22 protein-coding genes are annotated in these 24,801 nt (G+C 52.0%); 18 read left to right on the forward strand and 4 right to left on the reverse strand.

The genetic code is table 11. The annotated features are described in order from the left end of the window. Positions 1 to 118 precede the first annotated feature (118 nt). From nqrC to agp, 12 genes are all read left to right on the forward strand, one after another. The gene (gene nqrC, locus WC1_RS15795) at positions 119 to 871 is read left to right on the forward strand and encodes an NADH:ubiquinone reductase (Na(+)-transporting) subunit C (protein WP_016149896.1); all 753 of its coding nucleotides are present in this window, start codon (positions 119 to 121) and stop codon (positions 869 to 871) included. 272 nt (positions 872 to 1,143) lie between these two features. After that, positions 1,144 to 3,093: an FTR1 family iron permease gene (locus WC1_RS15790; RefSeq protein ID WP_032933625.1), complete on the forward strand. Its 1,950-nt coding sequence runs from the start codon at positions 1,144 to 1,146 to the stop codon at positions 3,091 to 3,093. Between the two features lie 29 nt (positions 3,094 to 3,122). After that, the gene (locus WC1_RS15785; RefSeq protein ID WP_003035987.1) at positions 3,123 to 3,650 is read left to right on the forward strand and encodes an iron transporter; all 528 of its coding nucleotides are present in this window, start codon (positions 3,123 to 3,125) and stop codon (positions 3,648 to 3,650) included. A gap of 200 nt (positions 3,651 to 3,850) precedes the next feature. After that, complete coding sequence (locus WC1_RS15780) at positions 3,851 to 5,230, forward strand: Fe-S-containing protein (protein WP_016149897.1); 1,380 nt, start codon at positions 3,851 to 3,853, stop codon at positions 5,228 to 5,230. A gap of 2 nt (positions 5,231 to 5,232) precedes the next feature. Further along, on the forward strand, positions 5,233 to 6,516 hold the full coding sequence (locus WC1_RS15775) for an ABC transporter permease (protein ID WP_003836819.1): 1,284 nt from the start codon (positions 5,233 to 5,235) through the stop codon (positions 6,514 to 6,516). Continuing rightward, positions 6,506 to 7,636, forward strand: coding sequence for an ABC transporter permease (locus WC1_RS15770; protein ID WP_016149898.1), 1,131 nt, complete (start codon positions 6,506 to 6,508; stop codon positions 7,634 to 7,636). The genes WC1_RS15775 and WC1_RS15770 overlap by 11 nt, the downstream gene beginning before the upstream one ends. A 4-nt stretch (positions 7,637 to 7,640) precedes the next feature. Continuing rightward, a complete protein-coding gene (locus WC1_RS15765) occupies positions 7,641 to 8,336 on the forward strand; it encodes an ABC transporter ATP-binding protein (protein ID WP_003836817.1) in 696 nt (231 codons plus the stop codon). After that, entirely contained in the window at positions 8,323 to 8,808 is a 486-nt protein-coding gene (locus tag WC1_RS15760; RefSeq protein WP_003036003.1) for a TlpA family protein disulfide reductase, read from the forward strand. Before WC1_RS15765 ends, WC1_RS15760 begins: the two co-directional genes overlap by 14 nt. A gap of 24 nt (positions 8,809 to 8,832) precedes the next feature. After that, positions 8,833 to 9,321 (forward strand): hypothetical protein, encoded by a 489-nt coding sequence (locus tag WC1_RS15755; RefSeq protein ID WP_003036005.1) that lies wholly within the window; start codon positions 8,833 to 8,835, stop codon positions 9,319 to 9,321. A gap of 86 nt (positions 9,322 to 9,407) precedes the next feature. Continuing rightward, a complete protein-coding gene (locus WC1_RS15750; protein WP_016149899.1) occupies positions 9,408 to 10,163 on the forward strand; it encodes a sulfite exporter TauE/SafE family protein in 756 nt (251 codons plus the stop codon). A gap of 69 nt (positions 10,164 to 10,232) precedes the next feature. Beyond that, positions 10,233 to 10,940: an ArsR/SmtB family transcription factor gene (locus tag WC1_RS15745; RefSeq protein ID WP_016149900.1), complete on the forward strand. Its 708-nt coding sequence runs from the start codon at positions 10,233 to 10,235 to the stop codon at positions 10,938 to 10,940. 87 nt (positions 10,941 to 11,027) lie between these two features. Continuing rightward, a complete protein-coding gene (gene agp, locus WC1_RS15740) occupies positions 11,028 to 12,269 on the forward strand; it encodes a bifunctional glucose-1-phosphatase/inositol phosphatase (RefSeq protein WP_016149901.1) in 1,242 nt (413 codons plus the stop codon). 38 nt (positions 12,270 to 12,307) lie between these two features. Here the strand turns inward: agp and WC1_RS15735 are convergent, their stop codons facing one another. After that, positions 12,308 to 12,535, reverse strand: a complete 228-nt coding sequence (locus tag WC1_RS15735) for a YccJ family protein (RefSeq protein WP_003036015.1) — start codon at positions 12,533 to 12,535, stop codon at positions 12,308 to 12,310. A gap of 20 nt (positions 12,536 to 12,555) precedes the next feature. Next, positions 12,556 to 13,152 carry an NAD(P)H:quinone oxidoreductase gene (gene wrbA, locus WC1_RS15730; RefSeq protein WP_003832057.1) on the reverse strand — a complete coding sequence of 199 codons (597 nt, stop codon included), beginning with the start codon at positions 13,150 to 13,152 and terminating at the stop codon, positions 12,556 to 12,558. A 386-nt stretch (positions 13,153 to 13,538) separates the two neighbouring features. Between wrbA and WC1_RS15725 the strand changes: the two genes are divergently transcribed. From WC1_RS15725 to rutR, 3 genes are all read left to right on the forward strand, one after another. Next, positions 13,539 to 13,712: a con-10 family general stress protein gene (locus WC1_RS15725; protein WP_003036022.1), complete on the forward strand. Its 174-nt coding sequence runs from the start codon at positions 13,539 to 13,541 to the stop codon at positions 13,710 to 13,712. A 161-nt stretch (positions 13,713 to 13,873) separates the two neighbouring features. Continuing rightward, positions 13,874 to 14,788, forward strand: coding sequence for a DMT family transporter (locus WC1_RS15720; protein ID WP_016149902.1), 915 nt, complete (start codon positions 13,874 to 13,876; stop codon positions 14,786 to 14,788). A gap of 58 nt (positions 14,789 to 14,846) precedes the next feature. Then, positions 14,847 to 15,485 (forward strand): HTH-type transcriptional regulator RutR, encoded by a 639-nt coding sequence (gene rutR, locus WC1_RS15715; RefSeq protein WP_016149903.1) that lies wholly within the window; start codon positions 14,847 to 14,849, stop codon positions 15,483 to 15,485. Here the strand turns inward: rutR and WC1_RS15710 are convergent. Next, positions 15,482 to 15,877 carry a lysozyme inhibitor LprI family protein gene (locus tag WC1_RS15710; protein ID WP_003832062.1) on the reverse strand — a complete coding sequence of 132 codons (396 nt, stop codon included), beginning with the start codon at positions 15,875 to 15,877 and terminating at the stop codon, positions 15,482 to 15,484. The two genes, rutR and WC1_RS15710, sit on opposite strands and share 4 nt — an antisense overlap. A gap of 59 nt (positions 15,878 to 15,936) precedes the next feature. Next, positions 15,937 to 19,899, reverse strand: coding sequence for a trifunctional transcriptional regulator/proline dehydrogenase/L-glutamate gamma-semialdehyde dehydrogenase (gene putA, locus WC1_RS15705; protein WP_016149904.1), 3,963 nt, complete (start codon positions 19,897 to 19,899; stop codon positions 15,937 to 15,939). Positions 19,900 to 20,321: 422 nt separating this feature from the next. Here putA and putP point away from each other — a divergent pair, with 422 nt between their 5' ends. From putP to efeO, 3 genes are all read left to right on the forward strand, one after another. Next, positions 20,322 to 21,830, forward strand: coding sequence for a sodium/proline symporter PutP (gene putP, locus WC1_RS15700; protein WP_016149905.1), 1,509 nt, complete (start codon positions 20,322 to 20,324; stop codon positions 21,828 to 21,830). A 950-nt stretch (positions 21,831 to 22,780) separates the two neighbouring features. After that, complete coding sequence (gene efeU / locus WC1_RS15695) at positions 22,781 to 23,614, forward strand: iron uptake transporter permease EfeU (protein WP_003036041.1); 834 nt, start codon at positions 22,781 to 22,783, stop codon at positions 23,612 to 23,614. Between the two features lie 58 nt (positions 23,615 to 23,672). After that, on the forward strand, positions 23,673 to 24,800 hold the full coding sequence (efeO, locus tag WC1_RS15690; RefSeq protein WP_016149906.1) for an iron uptake system protein EfeO: 1,128 nt from the start codon (positions 23,673 to 23,675) through the stop codon (positions 24,798 to 24,800). Position 24,801: the final 1 nt, after the last annotated feature.

Here is a 24,801-nt window from a genome sequence, read left to right on the forward strand (position 1 = left end):
AAGCTACACACTAATAGTTATATATTTTTGATTTTTTTCTGTAGTTGCAAATTCACAAGGATAATGGCATATCTGATGATGTTTTAAATATCTTATTTCTCGCAGGGATTATAGAATAATGCGCAAGGGTAAAGTTATTGTTATATCAATGATGTTTTTTTGTATCCTTATTTTTATTGCTGCTATTGTCTGGTTTATGATGTATCAGGGGGAACTCACTGAACCTACCAGTGAAGAGAAATATGCCGCCATTCTGCATGCTTCAGGCCTGTTGAAATCAGATGAGCACGATAAAAAAACAATTAAAAATTTGTATCAACGTTATATTTTAGCGCGTAAGGTTAATCTGGATTCCGGTGAATGGGTAGCTGATGACGTCCAGACGCAGGGATGTAAAAAACTCGCTCCGGAACATGATCCCGCGAAGATCCATCAGCGCTGTACTATTGCAGATGTATATCTTGTAAAAGATAAAAGTAATAAAATTCAACAAATTATACTCCCTGTTTTCGGTGAGGGTGCGAAGTCAATGATGTATGCCTTTCTGGCTCTTGACCCAGACGGACGTACGGTTAAAAACCTGTATTACTATCAGCAGCGGGAAACTCCTTTTTTGGGAGCCAGAGTGGAAGATGAAAGTTGGCGCAAGCAATGGCCGGGTAAAAAAGTGGTTGATAATAACTTGATGCCAGCGCTAAGAATAACTCAGGAGAAACCAGAGAATATCGATGAATATACAGTGGATGGTATTTCTGGCGCGACCCTGACATCGAATGGGGTTGAGAGAAGCATCAACTACTGGACAGGCGAACAGGGTTACGGCCGTTTTTTGCAACGGATTACTCGTGGTCCTGATATAGTAGTTCCCTGATCACTTTTGTCTTAAATAACGTTTATCTTCATACTCACTGTTGGCCTCATTTGCGTCAGTGAGTATGGGGCAACTCTATTCCATATCACCGATAAATTCTCCTGTATTGACGGCATCACTAATCAATCCCAAATGTCTCAGTTTCGTATTCATCACATTTTCATGAGATAAATTTACATAACTTGTTACCCGTTGACATTTTTATGATCCAGGTCATGTACAACGCAAGCTAAAATCGATAATGATAATAATTATCATTTGTATTTTACGGGATGCGTACCGTGCGTAAGTTCTGTGTTTTCCTGCTGACCACTTTGTGTAGCTTGCTTGTAAGCCTTCATGTATGGGCCGCAACAAACTATGCTCCATTCATTGAGGATATTGAGCAACGTCTTGATAAAACAGCAGAACTTTACTCTCAGCAACAAACTGATGAAGCGCGGCGAACGGTGCAAATGGCCTACTTTGAGGTATTTGAAAACCTTGAAGGTCCTATTCGAATCAACATTTCCGCCAGCAAAAGTTATGAGATGGAAAGCGCTTTTGGTGAGATCCGTCGCATGATTGGCGCAAAAAAATCGCTCTCTGACGTGCAGTCTAAAATCGACTGGCTCAAAGCCTCGCTGCGCGAAGTTGAACCTGTGTTAGATGGCGGACATCGCCTGGTTGCCGAAGAGCAGCACAATGCGTTTTCCAGGACAGATATCGCCGTACACTGGCAAGAGAGTTTTCGTGTTATCGACGATTTGTTGGCCCAGGCAGTAAATAACTATCAGGCCGGGAATTTAAGCGTAGCCAGCCAAAACGTTCAACAAGCGCACTATCAGGGTTTTAAAAACTCAGAGATGGAAATGTCGGTCAGACAGAATCGATCGGCAAAAGACGCTGCTGCGATTAACCAGCAATTTTCTGCGTTGATTGCGCTCACCGCAGAGCCAGATCGCCTTAATGATGTCTCTTATCAGGTCACTACGTTGTTACAGGATATTGAGGATCTTCTGCCTGGTTTGCCTACTACCCGTGACGAACAGCAGGTCACGGCGGTGCAAAATACGGGGAATACGCCCACGGCACAGGATGATATAGCCCGCGCAGACTGGGCTGCCGTCTCGTTGGGTATCCATCAAAGTATTCAGAAAGCGATTGCCCGTTACCAGGAGGGCGATGCGAAGAATGCCATTCTGGATGTGCAAGACAGTTATTTTGACCGCTTTGAAGCTAGCGGTATGGAAAACAAAATCGGTTCTCGCGATTCGGCGTTTAAAACCTCGCTGGAGGCTTACTTCACGCGTCTGGTTAGTCTGATGAAAGCGGGTCAGCCAGTGGAAAGACTCAACGCCGAAGCCAGCGCACTGGAGCAGGATTTACAAAAAGCGGTGGTGATGTTGGGAGAAGGAGTAGAAACCCAGTGGAGCCTGCTGCTCTACAGCCTGATGATCATTGTCCGCGAAGGACTGGAGGCCCTGCTTATTGTGGCGGCCATCGTGGCTTATATGGTGAAAAACAATCACCAGGATAAGCTTCCGTTAATTCGCCAGTCGGTGATTGTTGCATTATTCGCCAGCGTCATTACCGCTGTGATATTCCAACTCCTGTTCACGAATTCCGGCGCCAGCCGAGAACTGCTGGAAGGCGTAACGATGCTGATTGCCGTCGTCATGCTGTTCTTCATGAGCTACTGGTTACTGTCTAAAGTCGAGGCTCGCCACTGGAAAGCATGGCTGGAAGGGAAACTGTCCCACTCACTTTCCCGTGGTTCACTGGTTGGACTGTGGCTTACCAGTTTCCTGGCGGTTTACCGCGAAGGGGCGGAGACCGTGCTGTTTTACTACGCCCTGATCGGGGATGCGAATGATATTTCTGGGCATATGGCGATTGCGGCAGGTTTTGTTATCGGCTGTGTTGTTCTGCTGGTCGCCTGGCTCATTATGCGCTACTCGGTTGTACGCCTGCCTTTGAAGCCGTTCTTTATGTTTACCGGCAGTTTTATGTACCTGATGGCCTTTGTATTTGCGGGCAAAGGGGTTCTGGAACTGGTGGAAGGTAAGCTGTTCCAGCCAACGTTGATTAACGGCTTCCCCGAAATCAGTTGGTTGGGAATTTATCCCTACGTGGAAACGTTATTACCGCAGGCCATATTGCTACTTGCGGCGCTGGCGGCGCTGTGGGTGATGCGGAGGAAAAGCACTGTTCCTGGGGAAACGATAAAAACTAATCTATAGCTGTTATTTGAGACGAGAGGATATGTCTGATGACCATGAAGAAAACCCTGATTGCCAGTGCAGTGATGGCCGGTATTTTCACTGCTCCGGCAGCGTTTGCCTTTAAGGAGTATCCGGCAGGTGAGCCTGTCACCATGAATGAGATGGAACTGGCCGCTGTTTACCTGCAGCCAATCGATATGGAACCGCGTGGCATGGGATTACCGGCAGCAAAAGCCGATATTCACCTTGAGGCGGATATTCATGCCGTGGAAGGCAGTAAAAATGGTTTTGGCGCAGGCGAGTGGATCCCTTATCTGACTATCAGTTACACCTTGATTAACAGTGATACGGGTGAAAAACAAGAAGGTACGTTCATGCCGATGGTTGCCAGCGATGGCCCTCATTACGGTGCGAACATCAAAATGATGGGGGTGGGTAACTATAAAGTGACCTATCACATCGAACCGCCGTCAAAAGCAGGTATGCACCGTCATACAGACAGTGAGACCGGCGTTGGTCGTTGGTGGAAACCATTTGACGTGAGTTATGAATTTAAATACGTCGGCCTGAACTAAGCGCTTTTCCATCAGGCTGCTTGATTTGCCATTTTGGACCGGGCAGTGCTCACAATCTTACGTACGAAGTGTACCCACGATTTGTTTTGCGCTGCTCATGTCTTAACTGACCGCGAACTTATCCCCCTGATGGGCTGGCTCTAAATTATCGATGTACCTGGATAGTTACATCATTCAATCCGCCGTACAGAGTCGATGTTATGAGTTATTTTTTTGTCACGACGCTACAGGTTTTTTTCTGCATTGCGCTGCTCTCCGGGGTTCTCTGGAGTCGCATCGATCCCCCTTCTTTGCGCCCACTCGTCTGGACCTTACTCACAGGTTTAATCGTTGGCGTGCTGGTGGGACTTACCCTCCGTGGCTCGCAGCCAGTGCAATTGTTGCTGGTTGGCACAGAAGTGATGATTACGCTGCTGTTTGTGTTGAGCTTCTGGTGGGTATCAAAGCGCATTCGCTACCTGTGGCAGGGGATTTTGGTGTTTGGCGCAGCCCGACATTGGGCTTTGGATCCCAATCTCGGCGGATTAACCAGCACCCATGTGCTAAATACCGATCTGCTGTTGAATCTGACGGCAATGCTATTGGCATTTGCGATCCTCTGCCTGGTTGGGGTACTGAGCGCCATGCTGTTGCGTCGTATTCGTGGACTCTACTGGCCGTTGACGCTGATTCTGATGGTCATGATTTGGCTGCCATTAAGCGGTAATTTGTTGCTACTGCTAATGAAACTGCAGGTGCTACCGCTGGCGAAATCGCTATTGAGTTTCGTGGCCAAAGTGACAAACAACGCGGCGATGTATAACTGGTTGGGGGCCGCCCTATTACTTGCTCTGGCACTGTGCTGGGTACCGGCGTTGTTATGCGCGTTCCGCCAGACGCGTAAAGCCGATGAGCCGATTGCTTATCGACTGGCGCTGGCGCATCGTCGAAATGCGTTTCGTCTTTGGCTGGTCACGCTAGGTTGTGCGGTGGTGGTGATCGCCGGACAACTGTGGTGGGAAAAAGTCGCCTCTCAACCGCCGCAGTTGTCAGAAGCCATTCCGGTACAACTTGCCAGTGATGGCATGGTTCATCTGCCAATAGAACGACTCCGTGATGGCAAGCTGCACCGCTTTGTTTGGGTGGCTGATGATGGTAAAGCGGTACGTTTTTTCGTGATTAACCGTTATCCCGACAAGTTGCGTTTGGGGGTAGTTTTTGATGCCTGTCTACTGTGCGGCGATCAGGGTTACGTGATGGAAGGTAATCAGGTTATCTGCGTGGCATGCGGGGTACACATTTTCATTCCTTCGATTGGTAAACCTGGTGGTTGCAATCCTGTGCCAATTGAAAACTGGCGTAATGATGAGAAAGAGCTGGTGATCCCAGGTAAAGAGCTGGCTGCTGGCGTGAATTACTTCTCGACGGTCATGACCATCAAGGTGACCGACCCGGTTGATGGTTCCACATTGACCAATACTTCTGCTGACTACAAATACAGCTATGGTGGCAAAACCTGGTTTTTCTCGTCCGAGGCCAATTACGATCGCTTCCGTAAAACCCCGGAACAGTTCGTCCCTGCTGAATTGAGGGAGGAGTAACAATGCTGTGGAGAATGTTACGACAATCCTGGGGGCGTAATCTCCGACGCAAGGGGCTGGCTATTATGACCGTCTTTCTTGCGTCCAGCCTTATCTCCGCCCTGCTGGCGGTGTCGATTGATATTGGCGATAAAATGTCCAGAGAATTGAAGTCCTATGGTGCCAATATTTTGATTGAACCTGCCGGACAGGCGGCGCTTCCTGCACTTTTCAGTGAAAACAGTAATCCACTATCAGGACAGGATTTCCTTGATGAAGCGGAACTCCCCAACATTAAGGATATCTTCTGGCGCAACAACATTGTCGGCTTTGCCCCTATGCTTGGCGGTGATGTCGACGTTAACGGCAAAGAAGTACGTATTCTCGGCACCTTCTTCAGCCAACCGGTAGATATTCCAGATGAAGAAGGGTTTGAGACGGGGCAAAAAACGGTAAGCCCGTTCTGGCAAGTGACAGGCCACTGGCCGCAAGAGCCTGCTGGTGATGCTCCTCAAACACTGGTAGGGCATGCGTTGGCACGACAAACGGGCTGGAAGCCAGGCGATAAACTGGTGATCCGTACCAGCAATACAACGTTGAATGTGGCCGTCAGCGGCATTCTCTCCAGCGGCGGGGACGAGGATAACCAACTGGTTATGCCGTTGAGCACGGCGCAAACGTTGCTGGATTTACCCGGCAAAGTACAGGCCATTCGTGTCTCAGCGCTGACGGTGCCGGAAAATGAATTGTCGCGTCGGGCGCGTGAAAATCTCGATGCACTGAATGCTGAAGAGTACGACCTTTGGTACTGCACTGCCTATGTCTCGTCCATTGCTCATCAACTGGAGGAGGCTATTTCCGGTGCAGAAGTTCGCCCTGTGTGGCAGGTTGCTGCATCTGAGGGGGTTGTAATCGATAAAATTCAGTTGCTGATGGCCGTAGTGACCGTCGCAGCACTGGCAGCTTCGGCTATGGGAATTGCGTCACTTATGACCAGCACCATTATGGAACGCGCTAAAGAGATCGGCCTGATGAAGGCGCTTGGCGCGCATCAGTGGCAAATCATGCTGTTGTTCTATCTTGAAGCCGCGTCCAGTGGACTGGCCGGAGGGGCATTGGGATGTGTTGCTGGATGGGGAATGGCGAAAGCGATTGGCCTGATGCTATTTGATGCGCCATTGAATTTTGCCTGGATTGTGGTGCCATGTGTATTGGTTATTGCGGTCCTGATTGCCCTGATTGGCACCTGGTTCCCGGCCCGCCGTATTGCCCGCCTGTATCCTGTGGAGGTGCTGTATGGCCGCTAAACGTACGATGCTCTGGTTGCTGGTATGGCGGGCACTGCGTCTGCGTTTTCAGCGAGTTAGCGTAGTATTTGCCGCATTGATGGTCGGGGCGACCATTGTGACCGCGCTATCTGCGGTGTGGTTCGACATCAATACCAAAATGAGTGAAGAATTGCGGACCTTTGGCGCAAATTTCTACATCGGGCCAGGCCATGGCTCCGGCATGCCGCAGCAAGCGTTGCAGACTATTTTAGATCAGGCACCGCAAGGCCTGGTTCACGGAGCCAGTCCTTGGCTTTACGGTATGGCGCGTACCGAGCTGGAGAAGGTGGTGATTGTCGGCGTGTGGTTTGAATCCTTGCAAAAGCTGGTGCCGTACTGGCAGGTTCAGGGGAATTGGATTGGTGTCAGCTTTGACGATCGCAATGCGATGATTGGCATCAAATTGGCTGAGCGTCTTAACGTCCAACCGGGCGATAACATCATCCTGGTGGATCACAATCAGCGCAAAAACTTACAGATAAAAGGCATTGTTGAAGCCGGTGATGCGACAGATAACATGCTAATTGTGAGTCTTGAAGTGGCGCAGGCGTGGTTGCATCAGCCCGATAAAATCAGCCATGGGCTGCTGAGTGTCAGTAACGATGTCGGTCAGGTGGAAAACTATGCCAGCCGATTGCAGGCTCAATACCCGGAACTGGAGATCCGTCCAATACGGAAAGTCTCCGCATCAGAAGGACAGGTACTGGATAAAATAAAAGGGTTAATGGGGCTGGTATCGGTTGTGATCCTTGCGCTGTCATCTTTGTGTGTGAATACCACGTTGATGGCCATTGTGGGTGAGCGGGCAAGGGAATTTGCGCTGCAAAAAGCGTTGGGGGCCAGCAACGGTGATATTGTCCGGCAAATTCTCCTTGAAACCTGCATTATCGCGCTGGCTGCAGTGGTTTGTGGGTGGATCTTAGGGTACATGTTGGCCCAACTACTGGGACTGACTGTATTCAATGCCGCAATATCGCTACGCTGGCCAGTGCTGCCCATCACCCTGACATTATCTTTACTGGTCGCCATTCTGGCGGCGATTGTTCCGGTCCGTCGCGCGGTTAGCATCGAACCCGCAAAAGTGTTGAAAGGAGAGTAACGCCATGTCCGTTGTGCAGACCCCATCAATGGCGATTGAAACCCGCCATTTATATAAACGGTTCGGCGATGTTACCGCCTTAGATGACATCAACCTGCAAATAGTGCAGGGGGAGTTTGTCGCGATTATGGGCGCTTCTGGTTCGGGTAAAACGACACTGATGAATATTCTGACCTGCCTGGACACCGCGACAGAAGGTCAGGTGTTTTTAGATGGGATTGATGCTGCCGCACTGGATGAAGAGGGGCGTCGCCGTTTTCGCGCTGAGAAAATAGGGTTGGTATTCCAGCAGTTTCATCTGATCCCGTTTTTAACCGCGCTGGAGAATATCATGCTGGCGCAACACTACCATAGCGTGGTAGATGAAGCGGCGGCCAGGAAGGTTCTGGAACAAGTCGGTCTTGGGCATCGAGTAACGCACCTGCCGAGTCAACTTTCTGGGGGAGAGCAGCAACGGGTGTGCATTGCCCGGGCGCTGGTCAATGAGCCGCCGGTGATTTTTGCCGATGAACCTACGGGTAACCTCGATGAAGAGAATGAACAGCGGGTGTTGGATCTACTCACTGACCTGCATCGGCAGGGGCGCACGATTGTGATGGTGACGCATAATCCGGCGCTGGGGTTATTTGCCGATCGTATTATCCGTTTGCAGCATGGCAAATATCACGGTGAGGAGGCTAATCAACATGCGCTGGATTAACGTATTAACTTTCGCCATTTTGGTTCTGATTAGTGGATGTAAAGAAGAGAAGTTGGTGGTTGGGCAGCAAGCCCCGGCGCTGGCAACATTCGACCTGCAGGGGGGGAAGGCTGGGCTTGAGCGCTGGCGTGGAAAGGCTATTTATCTAAACTTTTGGTCGGCGGGATGCGGTGGCTGTCTTGCCGAAATGGACGCGCTGGAAGCGCTAAGTAAAAAGTGGGGCGATAACGTTGTGGTCGTGGCTGTGAATACCGATCCGGCAACGGTTAACATAGATGACTTACTGGCGAAACATCAGGTTTCTTACCCGGTACTCCGCGATCAGCTTAAGATTTCCCAGGAACGCTATCAGGTCATCGGCACGCCAACCTCTGTGTTAATTGACAGGGATGGTCGTGTACTGGAATTACACCAGGGGATGCGGAAACCGCCTGAGTTAGATGCAACGTTTGCGCGACTGGCCGCCCGATGAACGCGATACAAAGAGAAACACTATATGGCATTCAGGTGGAATAAAGAGAGTCTGGCCGTCCTGCGTGAAAACGCAGGCGTTCTCACGACGGAGCAGATTGCGGGGATGCTTCACACTAATATTACGGTTGTGCGCAATATGGCGTATCGACTGAAACTCAGCCTGCGGGTATCCGCCTACAATCAAAAACGTATTGAACAGGTACAAACACTCTATACGTCTTCTGAACCACTAAATCTGAAAGAGATTGCTGCAAAAACTGGACTGACATTCAGTACGGTGCAATACATTGTGTATGTGAAATTAAAAAGTAAACCATATACCAAACGGGAATACGTTTCCTTTGAAACTGATGATGCGGTTCATTATCGGATACAACGAGAGTTCATTGATACTGAGCGTTCCCTTTTACACAACATCCCAGATAACACGCGCTTTCATCAATTGTATTTGACAGATGGAACCTTATATTGTGCACGCAATATCCGCAGCGAAGTGATTATCTGCGAATAATTGAATGGCATATTTCGTCAACCGACGAAGCAAGTATTCATAGTTGCGTTTAATCTGGCTTATCTTTTTTTGTGGGAAAATAAAGAATGGCCAATGTATACGCATTTGAATCCTCCCTGGTGATGATGATTGCCGCCACATTTGTCCTCGCCGGGATGGTGAAAGGCGTTACGGGTATGGGGTTACCTACCGTGGCGATGGGGATCCTCGGATCGCTTATTTCACCGGTTGCCGCGGCGGCTATGCTGCTGTTGCCTTCGCTGATAAGCAATTTGTTCCAGTTTGGCGGTGGTGGAAATACACGCCAATTACTCAAACGACTGTGGCCAATGCTGCTGACAGTGGTAGTGGCGACTCTGCTTGCCAGCGCCTGGATTACCGGGGGCGACACCACCCGAACTCAGTTTGCACTCGGCGTGGCGCTGGTGGCCTACGCTATCTGGACGCTGGCAGGAAAGAAAATTGCGGTGGCCCCGCAGCGTGAAAAACCGTACTCCCTCGTTATTGGATTTGTGACCGGCTTATTGACCGGCGGAACCGGGGTGTTTGTGATGCCCGCCGTGCCCTGGATCCAGTCCCTGGGCTTTGAGAAAGATGAACTGGTACAGGCGCTCGGGATCTCTTTTACCTTTTCGACCCTAGCATTGGCGCTGGGTCTGTGGTGGCACAACGCGCTGCCCGTACAATCCCTAAGCTTGTCGGCTTTGGCCATTGTTCCTGCACTTATTGGCCAGTGGATAGGAACCCGTGTGCGAAGGGTTATTTCTCCGCTCGTGTTTAAACGCTGTTTTCTGTTTTGTCTGGTCGGGTTGGGTACAGAGATGATGCTGCGTGCTGTGTGACCGGTTCGGTGACTTTGCGCGACTTTCATGGCATCGTTAATTCAGAGATTCAGGGTCAATGAGGTCGTTATGGCATCCGTGATGTTACATGAAGAAGAGGGCGATCTGGAGTCGAAAATGGCACTCACTGCGGCAGTGATGGCCGATAAATCGCGCTCGCGTATGCTGTGCGCCCTGATGGATGGCCGCGCCTGGACTGCAACTGAGCTCAGCGCTGTGGCGGATGTGTCTGCGTCGACCGCCAGCGCGCATCTGGCGCGTCTGTGCGAACAACGCTTTGTTGTGGCGTTGGCGCAGGGCAGGCATCGTTATTTTCGCCTTGCGAGTCCCGATATCGCCGAACTGCTGGAGCGCCTGATGGGCGTGGCGTGGTGCACATCCGTACCACGAAAAATTACTACGCCGCTAAGCTTGCGGCATGCCCGAACTTGCTACGATCATCTGGCTGGAGAGGTGGCGGTGAGGTTGTTTGATACATTGGTTTCCCGTCAGTGGTTAACGCCGGATGGTGAAACGCTGACTCCTCTTGGCCAGGAAAAGCTGGCCCAGATGGGGATTGTCCTGGCGGCGGGTTCATCCCGGCGGAAGTTAACCTGCGGTTGTCTGGACTGGAGCGAGCGACGTTATCATCCTGGTGGTGTGCTTGGCGCAACGCTGCTGCGCTGGTTCAGTGAACAGCGATGGATAAAAACCGAACAGGGCAGCCGCCACGTCATCTTCACACCTCTTGGCATTCGTAAACTCGAAACCGAGTTTGGTGTTAAAACGACACGCTAGATGGTCTGTTTTGCGAAAGCGTTCCCGGAAATATGTCATATTTCTGTCACACTCTATTGTGATTGATAACAACAAGAGGTCGTAGGGATGAATAAATCGTTAATCGCCGCAGCCGTGGCAGGGGCTGTATTATGGTCAACCGCCGCGCAGGCGCAGACCGCGCCGGAAGGGTATCAGCTTCAACAAGTATTGATGATGAGTCGGCATAACTTACGTGCACCTTTAGCCAATAATGGCAGCGTTCTTGAACAGTCCACCCCCAAGGAATGGCCAGAATGGGATGTCCCCGGCGGACAACTCACTACTAAAGGCGGTGTGCTGGAAGTCTATATGGGTCACTACATGCGAGAGTGGCTGGCAGAGCAGGGGATGGTGAAATCGGGCGAATGTCCGGCACCGGATACGGTGTATACCTATGCTAACAGTCTGCAGCGTACAGTTGCTACGGCGCAGTTCTTTGTCACCGGTGCCTTCCCTGGTTGCGACGTTCCGGTCCATCATCAGGAAAAAATGGGCACCATGGATCCCACCTTTAATCCGGTGATCACCGATGATTCCGCCGCCTTCAGCCAGCAGGCCGTTCAGGCCATGGAGAAAGAGCGTAGTAAAATGCAGCTCAACGATAGCTATCAGTTGCTTGAGCAAATGACCGACTACAAAGACTCTCCATCCTGTAAAGAAAAACAGCAGTGTTCCCTGACCGATGCCAAAGATACGTTCAGCGCGAAATACCAGCAGGAGCCAGGCGTATCGGGGCCGCTGAAGGTGGGGAATTCGCTGGTCGATGCCTTCACGCTGCAGTATTACGAAGGCTTCCCGATGGACAAGGTTGCCTGGGGCGAGATTAAATCGGATCAGCAGTGGAAGGTTCTGTCGAAGCTGAAAAATGGCTATCAGGACAGCCTGTTCACCTCCCCGGAAGTGGCGCAGAACGTCGCCAAACCTCTGGTGAAATATATTAATAATGCGCTGGTTACGGAACGCGCGAAAGCACCGAAAATAACTGTGCTGGTGGGACATGACTCAAACATCGCTTCGCTGCTCACCGCGCTGGATTTCAAACCCTACCAGCTTCACGATCAGAACGAGCGTACGCCGATTGGCGGGAAGATTGTCTTTCAGCGCTGGCATGACAGCAACGCAAATCGTGATCTGATGAAAATCGAGTATGTGTATCAGAGCTCGCTGCAGTTGCGTAATGCAGACGTTCTGACGCTGAAATCCCCGGCGCAGCGCGTAACGCTTGAGCTGAAAGGATGTCCGATAGATGCGGATGGTTTTTGCCCGATAGATAAGTTCGACAGCGTGCTGAATGAGGCGGCTAAATAAAAGAAAAACTCCCCCGTGTTCGCGGGGGAGTCTTAGCGCTAGACGTTTTTACGTTCGATAGTCTGTTCACCCCAAAAGAGCGAATCTTTGTCTGTTTTTTCAAAGGCTTTGATGAGTACCTCATCGCTACCTTCTTCCCAAATTTTTTCCGCCAGTTTCTCGTCATAATGTGCGACTTCAAAAATGGCTTCGGCTATTTCCGGCGATGTATTGCGCAGACTTGCCCATTCGCCGACGCGATGGGCTTTCGCTTCTTGAGTTGGCATTCGAATCCTCCTGTTGAAGATTAGCCGTTGAGTTTTACTGCCAAACCTGCGACATATTCACCCTGATAGCGGGCGATAGATAATTCTTCCTGACTTGGCTGGCGGGAGCCGTCGCCTCCGGCAATGGTGGTTGCACCGTAAGGGGTACCGCCGCGAACTTGAGAGACATCAAACAGTTCTTGCGCCGCGTAACCGATAGGCACAATCACCATCCCATGGTGGGCAAGCGTAGTCCAGGTTGAGGTAATGGTTTGTTCCTGACCGCCACCGGTTCCCGTTGAGCTGAATACGCTGGCGAGTTTGCCGTACAGACCACCAGAGGCCCACAGCCCGCCAGTCTGGTCGAGGAAGGTACGCATCTGACCGGACATATTGCCAAAGCGCGTGGGGGTACCAAAAATGATGGCGTCGTAATCAGCCAGTTCTTGCGGGGTTGCGACTGGTGCGTTTTGTGTTTTGCCGCCAGCCTTAAGGAAAATCTCAGGCTGCATGGTCTCTGGTACGCGCTTAATAATCACTTCCGCGCCATCTACCTTATTTGCGCCTTCTGCGACTGCATGGGCCATAGTTTCAATGTGTCCGTACATGGAATAATAAAGCACCAGAACTTTTGCCATTTTACACTACTCCTCGAGTTAACCGTGTCCGTAGCGACTCGCTACCTACCTTTAAAGATATGACGTACTGCCAGGAGTGCAAATTTCACAATCACTTCTTTGATTTATAACAATTTTTATAACAACCTGCTTTGTAGCAAAATGATACATATTTAACTGGGTTGAATTCGGTAGTCATAAGAAAGACTTATTGATTTCTTAGGGTGATTATTTCTTTGGCACTCCTGATCCTGTTGCAGGATATTACAGTTAGCGTCTGCCCAGTCCACGCTTCACTATGCTTAATCCCACGCAGTTATTTTCAGGGCCTCGCCCGTAACGCTGCGTGAGGTATCACTCCTCAGTACCTATGCAATATGATGTCTAATCAATGACGGAGGTCAGTAATGGCAAACCATCGGGGCGGTTCCGGCAACTTTGCGGAAGACCGCGAAAGAGCATCAGAAGCAGGTCGAAAAGGTGGCCAGCACAGCGGGGGCAACTTTAAGAATGACCCGCAACGCGCTTCAGAGGCAGGCAAAAAAGGGGGCAAAAATAGCCACGGCAACAACAAATCGTAATTGTCGGGCTATCTGTCAGATATGTCGTGACGGATGAGCGTCAGAGACAGACGTTACGTAGCCACCGCCGCCGGATCCTTCCGGCGGTTTTTTTTGTCTGCAAGGTTGAACTGTAACAAAACGCAACGCAGACTAATGACATTCAGTTAATCGGGTATCTCATGTCATTACTCTCTCGTTATTCCTTTTCTGTTAAACCTCAGGAAGCGATCCTCATTGTGATCACCATGTTTTGGGGTGGCACGTTTCTGGCGGTGCAATATGCCGTTACCCTGAGCGGGCCTTTTTTCTTTGTCGGTGTGCGTTTTGCCACTGCCGCACTGGCGGTCGCGCTTTTGTCGTTACACACACTGCATAAGTTGACATGGCTGGAAGTCAAAGCAGGGGTTGCAATCGGTATCGCCATTGCGCTGGGTTATAGCCTGCAAACCTGGGGGCTACAGTTTATTCCCAGCAGTAAATCGGCGTTTATTACCGCGATGTACGTTCCGTTGGTACCGCTTTTACAATGGCTGTGTCTGGGGCGCATGCCTGGACTGATGCCGTGCGTCGGTATTGTACTGGCCTTTTTCGGATTGATTTTTCTTGCCGGACCGGGAGGTAATTTACTGGCTTTAGGCGAAGGCGAGTGGATCACGCTCGCCGGTGCGGTGGCGATTGCGGCAGAAATTATCCTGATTAGCGCGTGGGCGGGAAAAGTGGATGTACGGCGGGTAACGGTAGTGCAACTGGCAACTGCTTCGATAGTGGCGTTTATTGCGATGGGACCAGCCGGAGAGGCCGTACCGCCAATGTCTACCGGATTGCTGGTGGTGGCGCTGGGGCTGGGGATTTTCAGCGCGATTATTCAGGTCACCATGAACTGGGCGCAGCGTAGTGTTTCGCCGACGCGCGCGACGGTTATTTATACCGGTGAGCCGGTGTGGGCGGGGATCTTTGGCCGTCTGGCGGGTGAACGCTTACCGCTACTTGCATTGCTTGGCGCGGCATTCATTATTGTTGGCGTGCTGGTCAGCGAGCTGAAGTTCAAAAAGAAAAAAGCGCAGCCGCAAGAGGCGCCTCCGGAATCGCTTTAATTTAACCATTCACCGCGTGATTTGGTATGCTGATGCCCTCACAAGAAGGAGAGGGCGCATGGTCCAACGCGCAGAGAAAAAAACAGGTAAGCGTTCGCAGGCCGTCAGTGCAAAACGCCAGGCCATATTAACCGCGGCATTAAATATCTTCTCCCAATATGGGATCCACGGCACGCGCCTGGAGCAGGTGGCAGAACAGGCTGGCGTGTCAAAAACCAATTTACTTTATTACTACCCGTCAAAAGAGGTGCTTTATATTGCCGTTTTACGGCAGATCCTCGACATCTGGCTGGCTCCATTAGAAGCTTTTCGCGAAGACTTTGCGCCGCTGGTGGCCATTAAAGAATACATTCGCCTTAAGCTGGAAGTGTCGCGCGATTACCCTCAGGCATCACGGCTGTTTTGTATGGAGATGCTGGCCGGAGCGCCTTTATTGATGGCTGAATTGGAGGGGGATCTCAAAACGCTAATTGATGAGAAATCCGCGCTGATTGCCGGTTGGATCAAAAGCGGAAAACTGGCTCCTGTCGATCCGCATCATCTGATTTTTATGATTTGGGCTTCAACTCAGCACTACGCCGACTTTGCCCCACAGGTAGAGGCGGTGACAGGCGCAACGCTGCGTGATGAAGCCTTTTTTAACCAAACGGTCGAGAGCGTACAGCGGATGATTATTGAAGGGATCCGCGTGCGTTAACTGGCCGGTGGTAGCGGGCAGCTTAAATCGCCTTCTTCACACTGCAAGAGCGAGGCGAGAAACGCTTCGCGCTCGTTGGTCTTATCCGTCAGGCACTGGCTGGAAATCATCGCCTGAACGCTGCCGCCTTCGGTGCCGGAACTGATTAACGCACAGTCTGCATCGCGCAAAGTTATCCAGGATATTTGCGCTTTTTTCAGTAAATCGCGCTGGGTTGGGGCGGCGCGCTTCAGCGCATTCTGATAAGTTTCATTAAGTTTGGCGTCGGCCGCCTTATACTGCTCTGCCGCACAGGTGTTCATCTCAATCTGTGTGTTCGCGTTGGCGCAGTCATCCGCCAGCACCTGGCCGCTCAGCAGCAGCGCTGCACATGTCAGTACGATTCGTTTCATGCTTCCCTCTGGCTTCATAAAAAAAGGCCCCGTTACCGGAGCCTTAATTAACCACAACCTTAGCCGATTGTCATCAGGCTGGCGTTCCCGCCAGCTGCGGCGGTGTTGACGCTCAGGGAGCGTTCAATGTACAGCCTCTCCAGCAGAATATTGCTCTCGCCACGGGCAAAGCCCTGGACCGACACAATCGCCCCTTCGCGGGCCGCCACTGCTTCACACAGTGCGCGAAGCTGATCGGAATCGCCGTGGAAAATAACGGCATCAAACGGCTGCGTGGCGATGTTGTCCGCTTTGGCAAACTGAATGCGCCCGGAGACCGCGGCTGGCAGGCGTTTTGCCAGGTCGCGATGGAACGTATCATCTGGCCACAGGATTAAGCTACCAACGGAAGTTACAGCGGCAACCTGTACCAGTGCGTCCTGTTCATCATCGGCGATACATAGAACGCGTTCGCGCGGCAACAGCGTCCAGGTATTGCGCTCGCCGGTGGGTCCTGGCAGCAGGCGTTGCGTTCCGGCCTGCGCCAGTTCGCCAAACTGCTGGCAGAGCGCACGCAGTGCTGGACGGTCGGTTGCCCATTCGCTGAGCGCTTCCAGCGGTTGAACGAGTGCGGCTTTAAGCTGCGCATCGACCGGGTAGTCTGCATCCTGGCGGGCAAGGGTAATGCCTAACGCATTTTCCGGACGGTTTGCCAGCAGGCGGTACAGATACAGCGGCCCACCCGCTTTTGGCCCGGTTCCTGACAAGCCTTCACCACCGAATGGCTGCACGCCGACGACGGCGCCGACCATATTGCGGTTAACATACAGGTTCCCCACATGTGCTGAGCCCGTGACCTGGGCGATGGTTTCATCGATACGGGTGTGTACGCCCAGCGTCAGACCGTAGCCGGAGGCATTAATTTGCTCAATCAGGCTGCCCAGATTATTACGGGTGTAACGCACGACGTGCAGTACCGGACCAAACACCTCTTTTTGTAATTCATCGAAGCTTTCCAGCTCAATAAGCGTCGGGGCGATAAAGGTACCGGTTTGCCATTCCCGCGCATCGTCGCTATTTTCGCGCACGGCCTGGAACACCGGACGCCCTTTGGCGCGCATGGCCTGAATATGGCGCTCAATATTGGCTTTGGCTTCTTCATCGATAACCGGTCCAATATCGGTGGTCAGGCGGCCCGGGTTACCCATGCGGCATTCCGCCATCGCGCCGCGCAGCATTTTCAGCGTATGGTCGGCTACATCGTCCTGCAGACACAGGACACGAAGCGCAGAGCAGCGCTGCCCGGCGCTGTCAAAGGCAGAAGCCAGGACGTCGACCACCACCTGTTCCGTCAGCGCGGAGGAGTCGACGATCATGGCGTTCATCCCGCCGGTTTCGGCGATAAGCGGGATTGGACGTCCCTGAGCATCCAGGCGGGTCGCGATATTGCGTTGCAACAGCGTGGCAACTTCCGTTGAGCCAGTAAACATGACGCCGCGTACGCGCTCATCGGAAGTGAGCTGCGCCCCGACCGTTTCGCCCTGACCAGGTAACAGTTGCACCACGCCTGGCGGTACACCTGCTTCGAGTAAAATGGCAATACCCTGGGCGGCAATCAGCGGGGTTTGTTCCGCTGGTTTTGCCAGCACGCTGTTGCCCGCCGCCAGCGCGGCGGCAATCTGCCCGGAGAAAATAGCCAGCGGGAAGTTCCAGGGGCTGATACAGACTACCGGCCCTAACGGACGATGGGTTTCATTATCGAAGTCATCGCGGACCTGACCGGCATAATAGTGCAGGAAATCTACCGCTTCGCGCACTTCCGCAATGGCGTTGCTGAAGGTTTTACCCGCTTCGCGCACCAGAATGCCAATCAATTGCTGCATCTGGCCTTCCATTAGAACGGCGGCGCGATGCAAAATAGCGGCGCGCTCTTGTGGCGGTGTGGCGAACCAGATCGGCGCGTTATTTACTGCGTTCTGCAATGCCTGTTCCACTTCGCTGTGAGTCGCTTCACGCACGTAACCGACAATATCTTTCGGTTCGGCCGGGTTGACGACTGGCGTCATTTCACCGTCAGCAACCGGATGTTCGAGTATTGGCTTAGCGTGCCATTTTTGCAGCGCGCTGTTGAGCAGGGCGGAGGAAAGTGAGGCCAGACGATGTTCGTTAGCTAAATCCAGCCCGCCTGAGTTTTCGCGGCCTTTACCGTACAGGTCACGCGGCAGGGCAATCTTCGGATGTGGCAGACCAGCCTGGCCTTCCTGCTGCGCCAGTTTTTCAACGGCTTCGACCGGGCAGGCTACCAGTTCATCCAGCGGCAGGGTAGTGTCTGCAATGCGGTTGACGAATGAAGTGTTGGCGCCGTTTTCCAGCAGACGACGCACCAGATACGCAAGCAGCGTTTCATGCGTGCCTACCGGTGCATAAATGCGGCATGGACGGTTCAGTTTGCCATCGGCAACTTTACCGGTGACCTGCTCATATAGCGGTTCGCCCATACCGTGCAGGCACTGGAACTCGTACTGACCCGGATAGTAGTTTTGACCGGCTAATTGATAAATCGCCGCCAACGTATGGGCGTTGTGGGTGGCGAACTGCGGGTAGATCAGATTCGGTACCGCAAGCAGTTTTTTCGCACAGGCCAGATAGGAAACGTCGGTGTACACCTTACGGGTATAGACCGGATAACCTTCCAGACCGTCCATTTGCGCACGTTTGATTTCGCTATCCCAGTAGGCGCCCTTAACCAGGCGGATCATCAGGCGACGGCGGCTGCGTGTAGCCAGATCAATGAGATAATCAATGACATACGGACAGCGCTTCTGGTAGGCCTGGATTACAAAGCCGATACCGTTCCAGCCCGCCAGTTCAGGTTCAAAACACAGTTTTTCCAGCAGATCGAGGGAGATCTCCAGTCGGTCTGCCTCTTCAGCATCGATATTGATACCGATGTCGTACTGGCGGGCCAGCAGAGTAAGCGACTTCAGACGCGGATAGAGTTCATCCATCACGCGGTCATACTGCGCGCGGCTATAACGCGGATGCAACGCCGACAGCTTGATAGAAATGCCCGGCCCTTCATAGATGCCGCGACCATTTGAGGCTTTACCAATGGCGTGGATTGCCTGTTGGTACGAAACCATATAAGCCTGGGCATCAGCGGCGGTTAGAGCCGCTTCACCCAGCATGTCATAAGAGTAGCGGAAACCTTTTTCTTCCAGTTTACGCGCGTTAGCCAGCGCTTCGGCGATAGTCTCTCCGGTGACGAACTGCTCGCCCATCAAGCGCATTGCCATGTCGACGCCTTTACGCACCAGTGGTTCACCGCTCTTGCCGATAATACGGTTGAGTGAGCGTGAAAGGCTGGCTTCATTATGCGTAGAAACCAGACGACCGGTAAACAACAGCCCCCAGGTCGCTGCGTTGACGAAAAGTGACGGACTGCGTCCAATGTGCGACTGCCAGTTGCCGTTGCTGATTTTGTCGCGGATTAACGCATCGCGGGTTGCCTTATCAGGAATACGCAGCAAGGCTTCCGCCAGACACATCAGCGCGACGCCTTCTTGTGAAGAAAGGGAGAATTCCTGCAATAAACCTTGTACCATCCCGGCGCGGCCGCTGGCGGTCTTCTGGTTACGCAGTTTGTCGGCCAGGCTGTACGCCAGCTTGTGCGCTTGCTCAGCGATGGGTTGCGGCAGACGAGCCTGCTCCATCAGCATCGGCACTGCATCGGTTTCGGCGCGGCGGTACGCGGCGGTGATTGCTGCGCGGGAAACTGACTGCGGCAGGATCTGTTCGGCAAATTCCAGGAAAGGCTGATGCGCTTCATTCTGCGGCGTGGTTGACTCCTCACCCTCATTCGCGGCACCCGCCAGCAGGGCCGGTAGTTCAGGAAGCGCGTCGTCATTTTCCAGTCTTTCGAGATAATTAAAGATGGCTTGTTTGATCAGCCAATGTGGCGTGCGATCGATTCGTGATGCTGCTGTTTTAATACGCTCGCGAGTGGCGTCATCCAGCTTAACCCCCATCGTGGTGGTTCCCATGCCGTTTACTCCTGTTGTACTGAAATACGGGTCTGATAGTTACCGAGAAATATCCACTATGTTGCAACTTTGTGCAACCGTGTTAAATGTGACTTGGTTTGCAAGCTTGGAAATGAATGAGATGTTAATAAATATGAGTCTTATGATGTGGGCTGTAAAAATTACAGAATCTTTTTCTCTGCGGTAGTTAACACTTTTAAAAGGTGCAACCGAAAAAAATGTGAGAGAGTGCAACCTACAGAAAAATGCTATCTACTCTGGATCAAATTTGATGTAAATGGTGTGTTAAATCGATTGTGAATAACCATCGCTTCCGGCAGGATACGGTCGCCCTGGTCAACATAGATATCTTTGCCACGTTCCGGCAGGGTAATAAAACGGCAAGCCACGGCATTGCTGATACATAATTTTGGAGAGTTTTGATGGCTATTAGCACACCGATGTTAGTGACATTCTGTGTCTATATTTTCGGCATGATATTGATAGGGTTTATTGCATGGCGTTCAACCAAAAACTTTGACGATTACATTCTGGGGGGACGCAGTCTGGGTCCGTTCGTGACCGCGTTATCCGCTGGGGCATCTGACATGAGCGGCTGGTTGCTGATGGGTCTGCCTGGCGCAATTTTCCTGTCCGGCATTTCAGAAAGCTGGATCGCCATCGGCCTTATTTTGGGCGCCTGGATCAACTGGAAGCTGGTGGCCGGACGTTTACGCGTACACACCGAATACAATAACAATGCGCTGACGTTACCGGATTACTTTACCGGTCGCTTTGAAGATAAAAGCCGAATTCTGCGTATTATCTCCGCGCTGGTTATTCTGCTGTTTTTCACCATCTATTGTGCTTCAGGGATTGTGGCAGGGGCGCGTCTGTTTGAAAGCACCTTTGGCATGAGCTACGAAACAGCACTGTGGGCGGGCGCGGCCGCGACGATCATTTACACCTTTATCGGTGGTTTCCTGGCAGTAAGCTGGACCGATACCGTCCAGGCCAGCCTGATGATCTTCGCCCTGATCCTGACGCCGGTGATGGTTATTATTGGTGTGGGTGGGTTCGAGGATTCGCTGGAAGTGATTAAACAAAAGAGCATTGAGAACGTGGACATGTTCAAAGGGCTGAATTTTGTTGCCATCATTTCCCTGATGGGCTGGGGTCTGGGCTACTTTGGTCAGCCGCATATTCTGGCGCGCTTTATGGCTGCAGATTCCCACCATAGCATCGTTCATGCTCGCCGCATTAGCATGGCCTGGATGATCCTGTGTCTGGCAGGTGCCGTGGCTGTGGGCTTCTTTGGTATTGCTTACTTTAACAACAACCCACAGCTTGCTGGTGCCGTTAACCAGAACGCCGAGCGTGTGTTTATTGAACTGGCGCAAATCCTGTTTAACCCGTGGGTTGCCGGTATCCTGCTGTCTGCGATCCTCGCTGCGGTTATGTCGACCCTGAGCTGCCAGCTGCTGGTGTGCTCCAGCGCAATCACCGAAGACTTGTACAAAGCATTCCTGCGTAAAAATGCCAGCCAGAAAGAGCTGGTATGGATTGGCCGCATCATGGTGCTGGTCGTGGCGCTGGTGTCTATCGCGCTGGCGGCGAACCCGGAGAACCGCGTGCTGGGTCTGGTAAGCTACGCCTGGGCGGGCTTCGGCGCGGCGTTTGGCCCTGTGGTTCTGTTCTCGGTAATGTGGTCGCGTATGACCCGCAACGGCGCGCTGGCAGGGATGATCATCGGTGCGGTGACGGTAATCGTCTGGAAGCAGTTCGCCTGGCTGGGTCTGTATGAAATTATCCCGGGCTTTGTTTTCGGCAGCATCGGTATTGTGGTCTTCAGCCTGTTGGGTAAAGCACCTTCAACTGCTATGCAGCAACGTTTTGCCGAGGCTGACGCGCATTATCACTCAGCTCCGCCATCGCGTTTACAGGCAGAATAATCTGCCTTTGTCTTCAGGCTCGCTGTGTGCGCAATACCGTTCGGTTAAGCATGTATGGAGAACGTTTTACCCTGAATTAGTTTCCGTTCACCTTATGTGCATTGCTTCTCTGATATCGCTATACCTGTGAACGTGCAAGGGAGGCTCACCGCCGCCTCCCTTGCATCCCAGGCTCCCGGCGGGAAAATCGTCGCTGCGCGAGCTATTCGTCTTATGCCGTCTGCCTGTCGGGTCGGGGCCGAGCCTGCGTCCCTGCAGGCCGTCCCCTCTGTCCGCATCCCTGCGGACAGACCCGGTCAGCCGTCAACGCCTCATCGATTTTCAGCCGGACCGGGGTCATCGCTTCAACGCTCTGACTTTCAGCTAAATCTTTTTTGCTGTTCAAATATATTCAAATAAAAGTGCAGGAGGTCAGGTGTGGCTGGTCCGGCTGAAAATTGCCGACGTGTTTCCGTAAGGCCGGGAGAGCCAGCATGGATGCTGGCTCAGGGCGCGCTTTGCAGGGATGCTACCTCGCGCCCGGCCCGGTCGCCTGGAGGAATAAACGGAGGGGACCGCGGAGCGGCAATTTTCCCGCCGGGAGCCGGGATTGTAAAGGGCGTGGCGGAGAACGCCCTTTACACGTTCACAGGAATCGGTGCTTCAGAGAAACGATGTACATGAGGTGAACGGAATCCTTTCTCTGAAATAGCATGTTCATTACCTTCGCGAATACAGGTTGATGCTTTCTGATACACAGGCGTTAACTTAATGACATTGCCGCATGTGGGGGCTTTTATTACCTACGCTGCAAGCTCGCTATAACCGTTACCCGCCTAACTGTTTACATTAAGTCATCATTCTCAAAACATTCTGCTTGAGTTTTTCTTTGCTGTAATGATAATCACTATCACTGTAATTTACTTTTCTTTTCATCAATTGACCGAGAATAACGTTTAAGGGTTCTTCGCATGTTTGTTCCATTTCTAATTATGTTGCGCGAAGGGTTAGAGGCCGCGCTGATTGTCAGCCTGATTGCTAGCTACCTGAAACGGACTCAGCGTGGTCGATGGATTGGTGTGATGTGGATTGGTGTTCTGCTGGCGGCGGCATTATGCCTGGCGTTAGGGATTTTCATCAACGAAACCACCGGTGAATTTCCGCAAAAAGAACAGGAGCTGTTTGAAGGCATCGTGGCGGTCATTGCCGTGGTGATCCTCACCTGGATGGTGTTCTGGATGCGTAAAGTTTCCCGCAACGTCAAAGTCCAGCTTGAACAGGCTGTCGATAACGCGTTGCAACGCGGTAATCATCACGGTTGGGCGCTGGTGATGATGGTCTTTTTTGCTGTTGCGCGAGAAGGGCTGGAATCGGTGTTCTTCCTGCTGGCGGCATTCCAGCAGGATGTAGGCATCTGGCCGCCGTTAGGCGCGATGCTGGGACTGGCTACCGCAGTGGTACTGGGATACCTGATTTACCTCGGCGGCATTCGCCTCAACCTCGGGGCGTTCTTTAAATGGACCAGCCTGTTCATTTTGCTGGTAGCTGCCGGTCTTGCCGCAGGGGCGATCCGCGCTTTCCACGAAGCCGGGTTGTGGAATCATTTTCAGGATGTGGCGTTTGACCTGAGCAGTGTGCTGTCGACGCATTCGCTGTTTGGCACATTGATGGAAGGCATTTTCGGCTATCAGGAAGCGCCAAGCGTTAGTGAAGTCGCTGTCTGGTTTATCTACCTGATTCCGGCGTTGATTATGTTTGCACTACCGCCGCGTTCAGGCACTACGGCATCGCGTACCGCACCTTGATAAAAACGCGATGCAGAATACTTTTTAGTTACAACATACTTATTTATAGGGATAGGTTATGACGTTTAATTTTCGCCGTAGTGCGCTGCAGTTGGGTATTGCCGCGCTGTTTGCATCCGCTTTTTCTGCACAAGCCGCCGATATTCCGCAGGTGAAAGTCACGGTTAACGACAAACAGTGTGAACCGATGACGATCACGGTTAACGCCGGGAAAACGCAGTTCATCATCCAGAACCACAGCCAGAAAGCGTTGGAGTGGGAAATTCTTAAAAGCGTTATGGTGGTTGAAGAGCGCGAAAACATTGCACCAGGTTTTAGCCAGAAAATGACCGCTAACCTGCAGCCTGGCGAATATGATATGACCTGCGGTCTGTTGACTAACCCGAAAGGCAAACTGATCGTAAAAGGCAGCGCAACGGCGGATGCCGCACAGAGCGATGCTCTGCTGAGTCTGAGCGGCGCGATTACCGAATATAAAGCCTACGTGACGGCTGAAACCGCGCAACTGGTGGCGGGCACTAAAGCCTTCACCGATGCAATTAAAGCCGGTGATGTGGAAAAAGCGAAATCCCTGTATGCGCCAACGCGTCAGCACTACGAGCGTATTGAACCGATTGCCGAACTGTTCTCCGATCTCGACGGCAGCATCGATGCGCGTGAAGATGATTATGAGCAAAAAGCCGCCGATCCTAAATTCACCGGCTTCCACCGCCTGGAGAAAGCGCTGTTTGGCGACAATACCACCAAAGGTATGGATCAGTACGCCGACCAATTAAATAGCGATGTTCTTGACCTACAAACGCGTATCAGCGAGCTGGCTTTCCCACCGTCTAAAGTTGTTGGCGGGGCAGCAGGACTGATTGAAGAAGTTGCTGCCAGCAAAATCAGTGGGGAAGAAGATCGCTACAGCCATACCGATCTGTGGGATTTCCAGGCCAACGTCGATGGCGCGCAGAAAATTGTCGATCTCCTGCGTCCTCAGTTGCAAAAATCCAATGCTGAGCTGCTGGTAAAGGTGGATGCGAACTTCAAAAAGGTTGATACCATTCTGAGCAAGTACCGTACCAAAGACGGTTTTGAGACCTATGACAAACTGACTGATGCCGATCGTAATGCGCTGAAAGGGCCAATCACGACGCTGGCGGAAGACTTGTCGCAATTACGCGGTGTTCTGGGTCTGGATTAAG

The sequence above is a fragment of the Citrobacter sp. KTE30 genome (assembly GCF_000398825.1).
Taxonomy (GTDB): Bacteria; Pseudomonadota; Gammaproteobacteria; order Enterobacterales; family Enterobacteriaceae; genus Citrobacter; species Citrobacter freundii.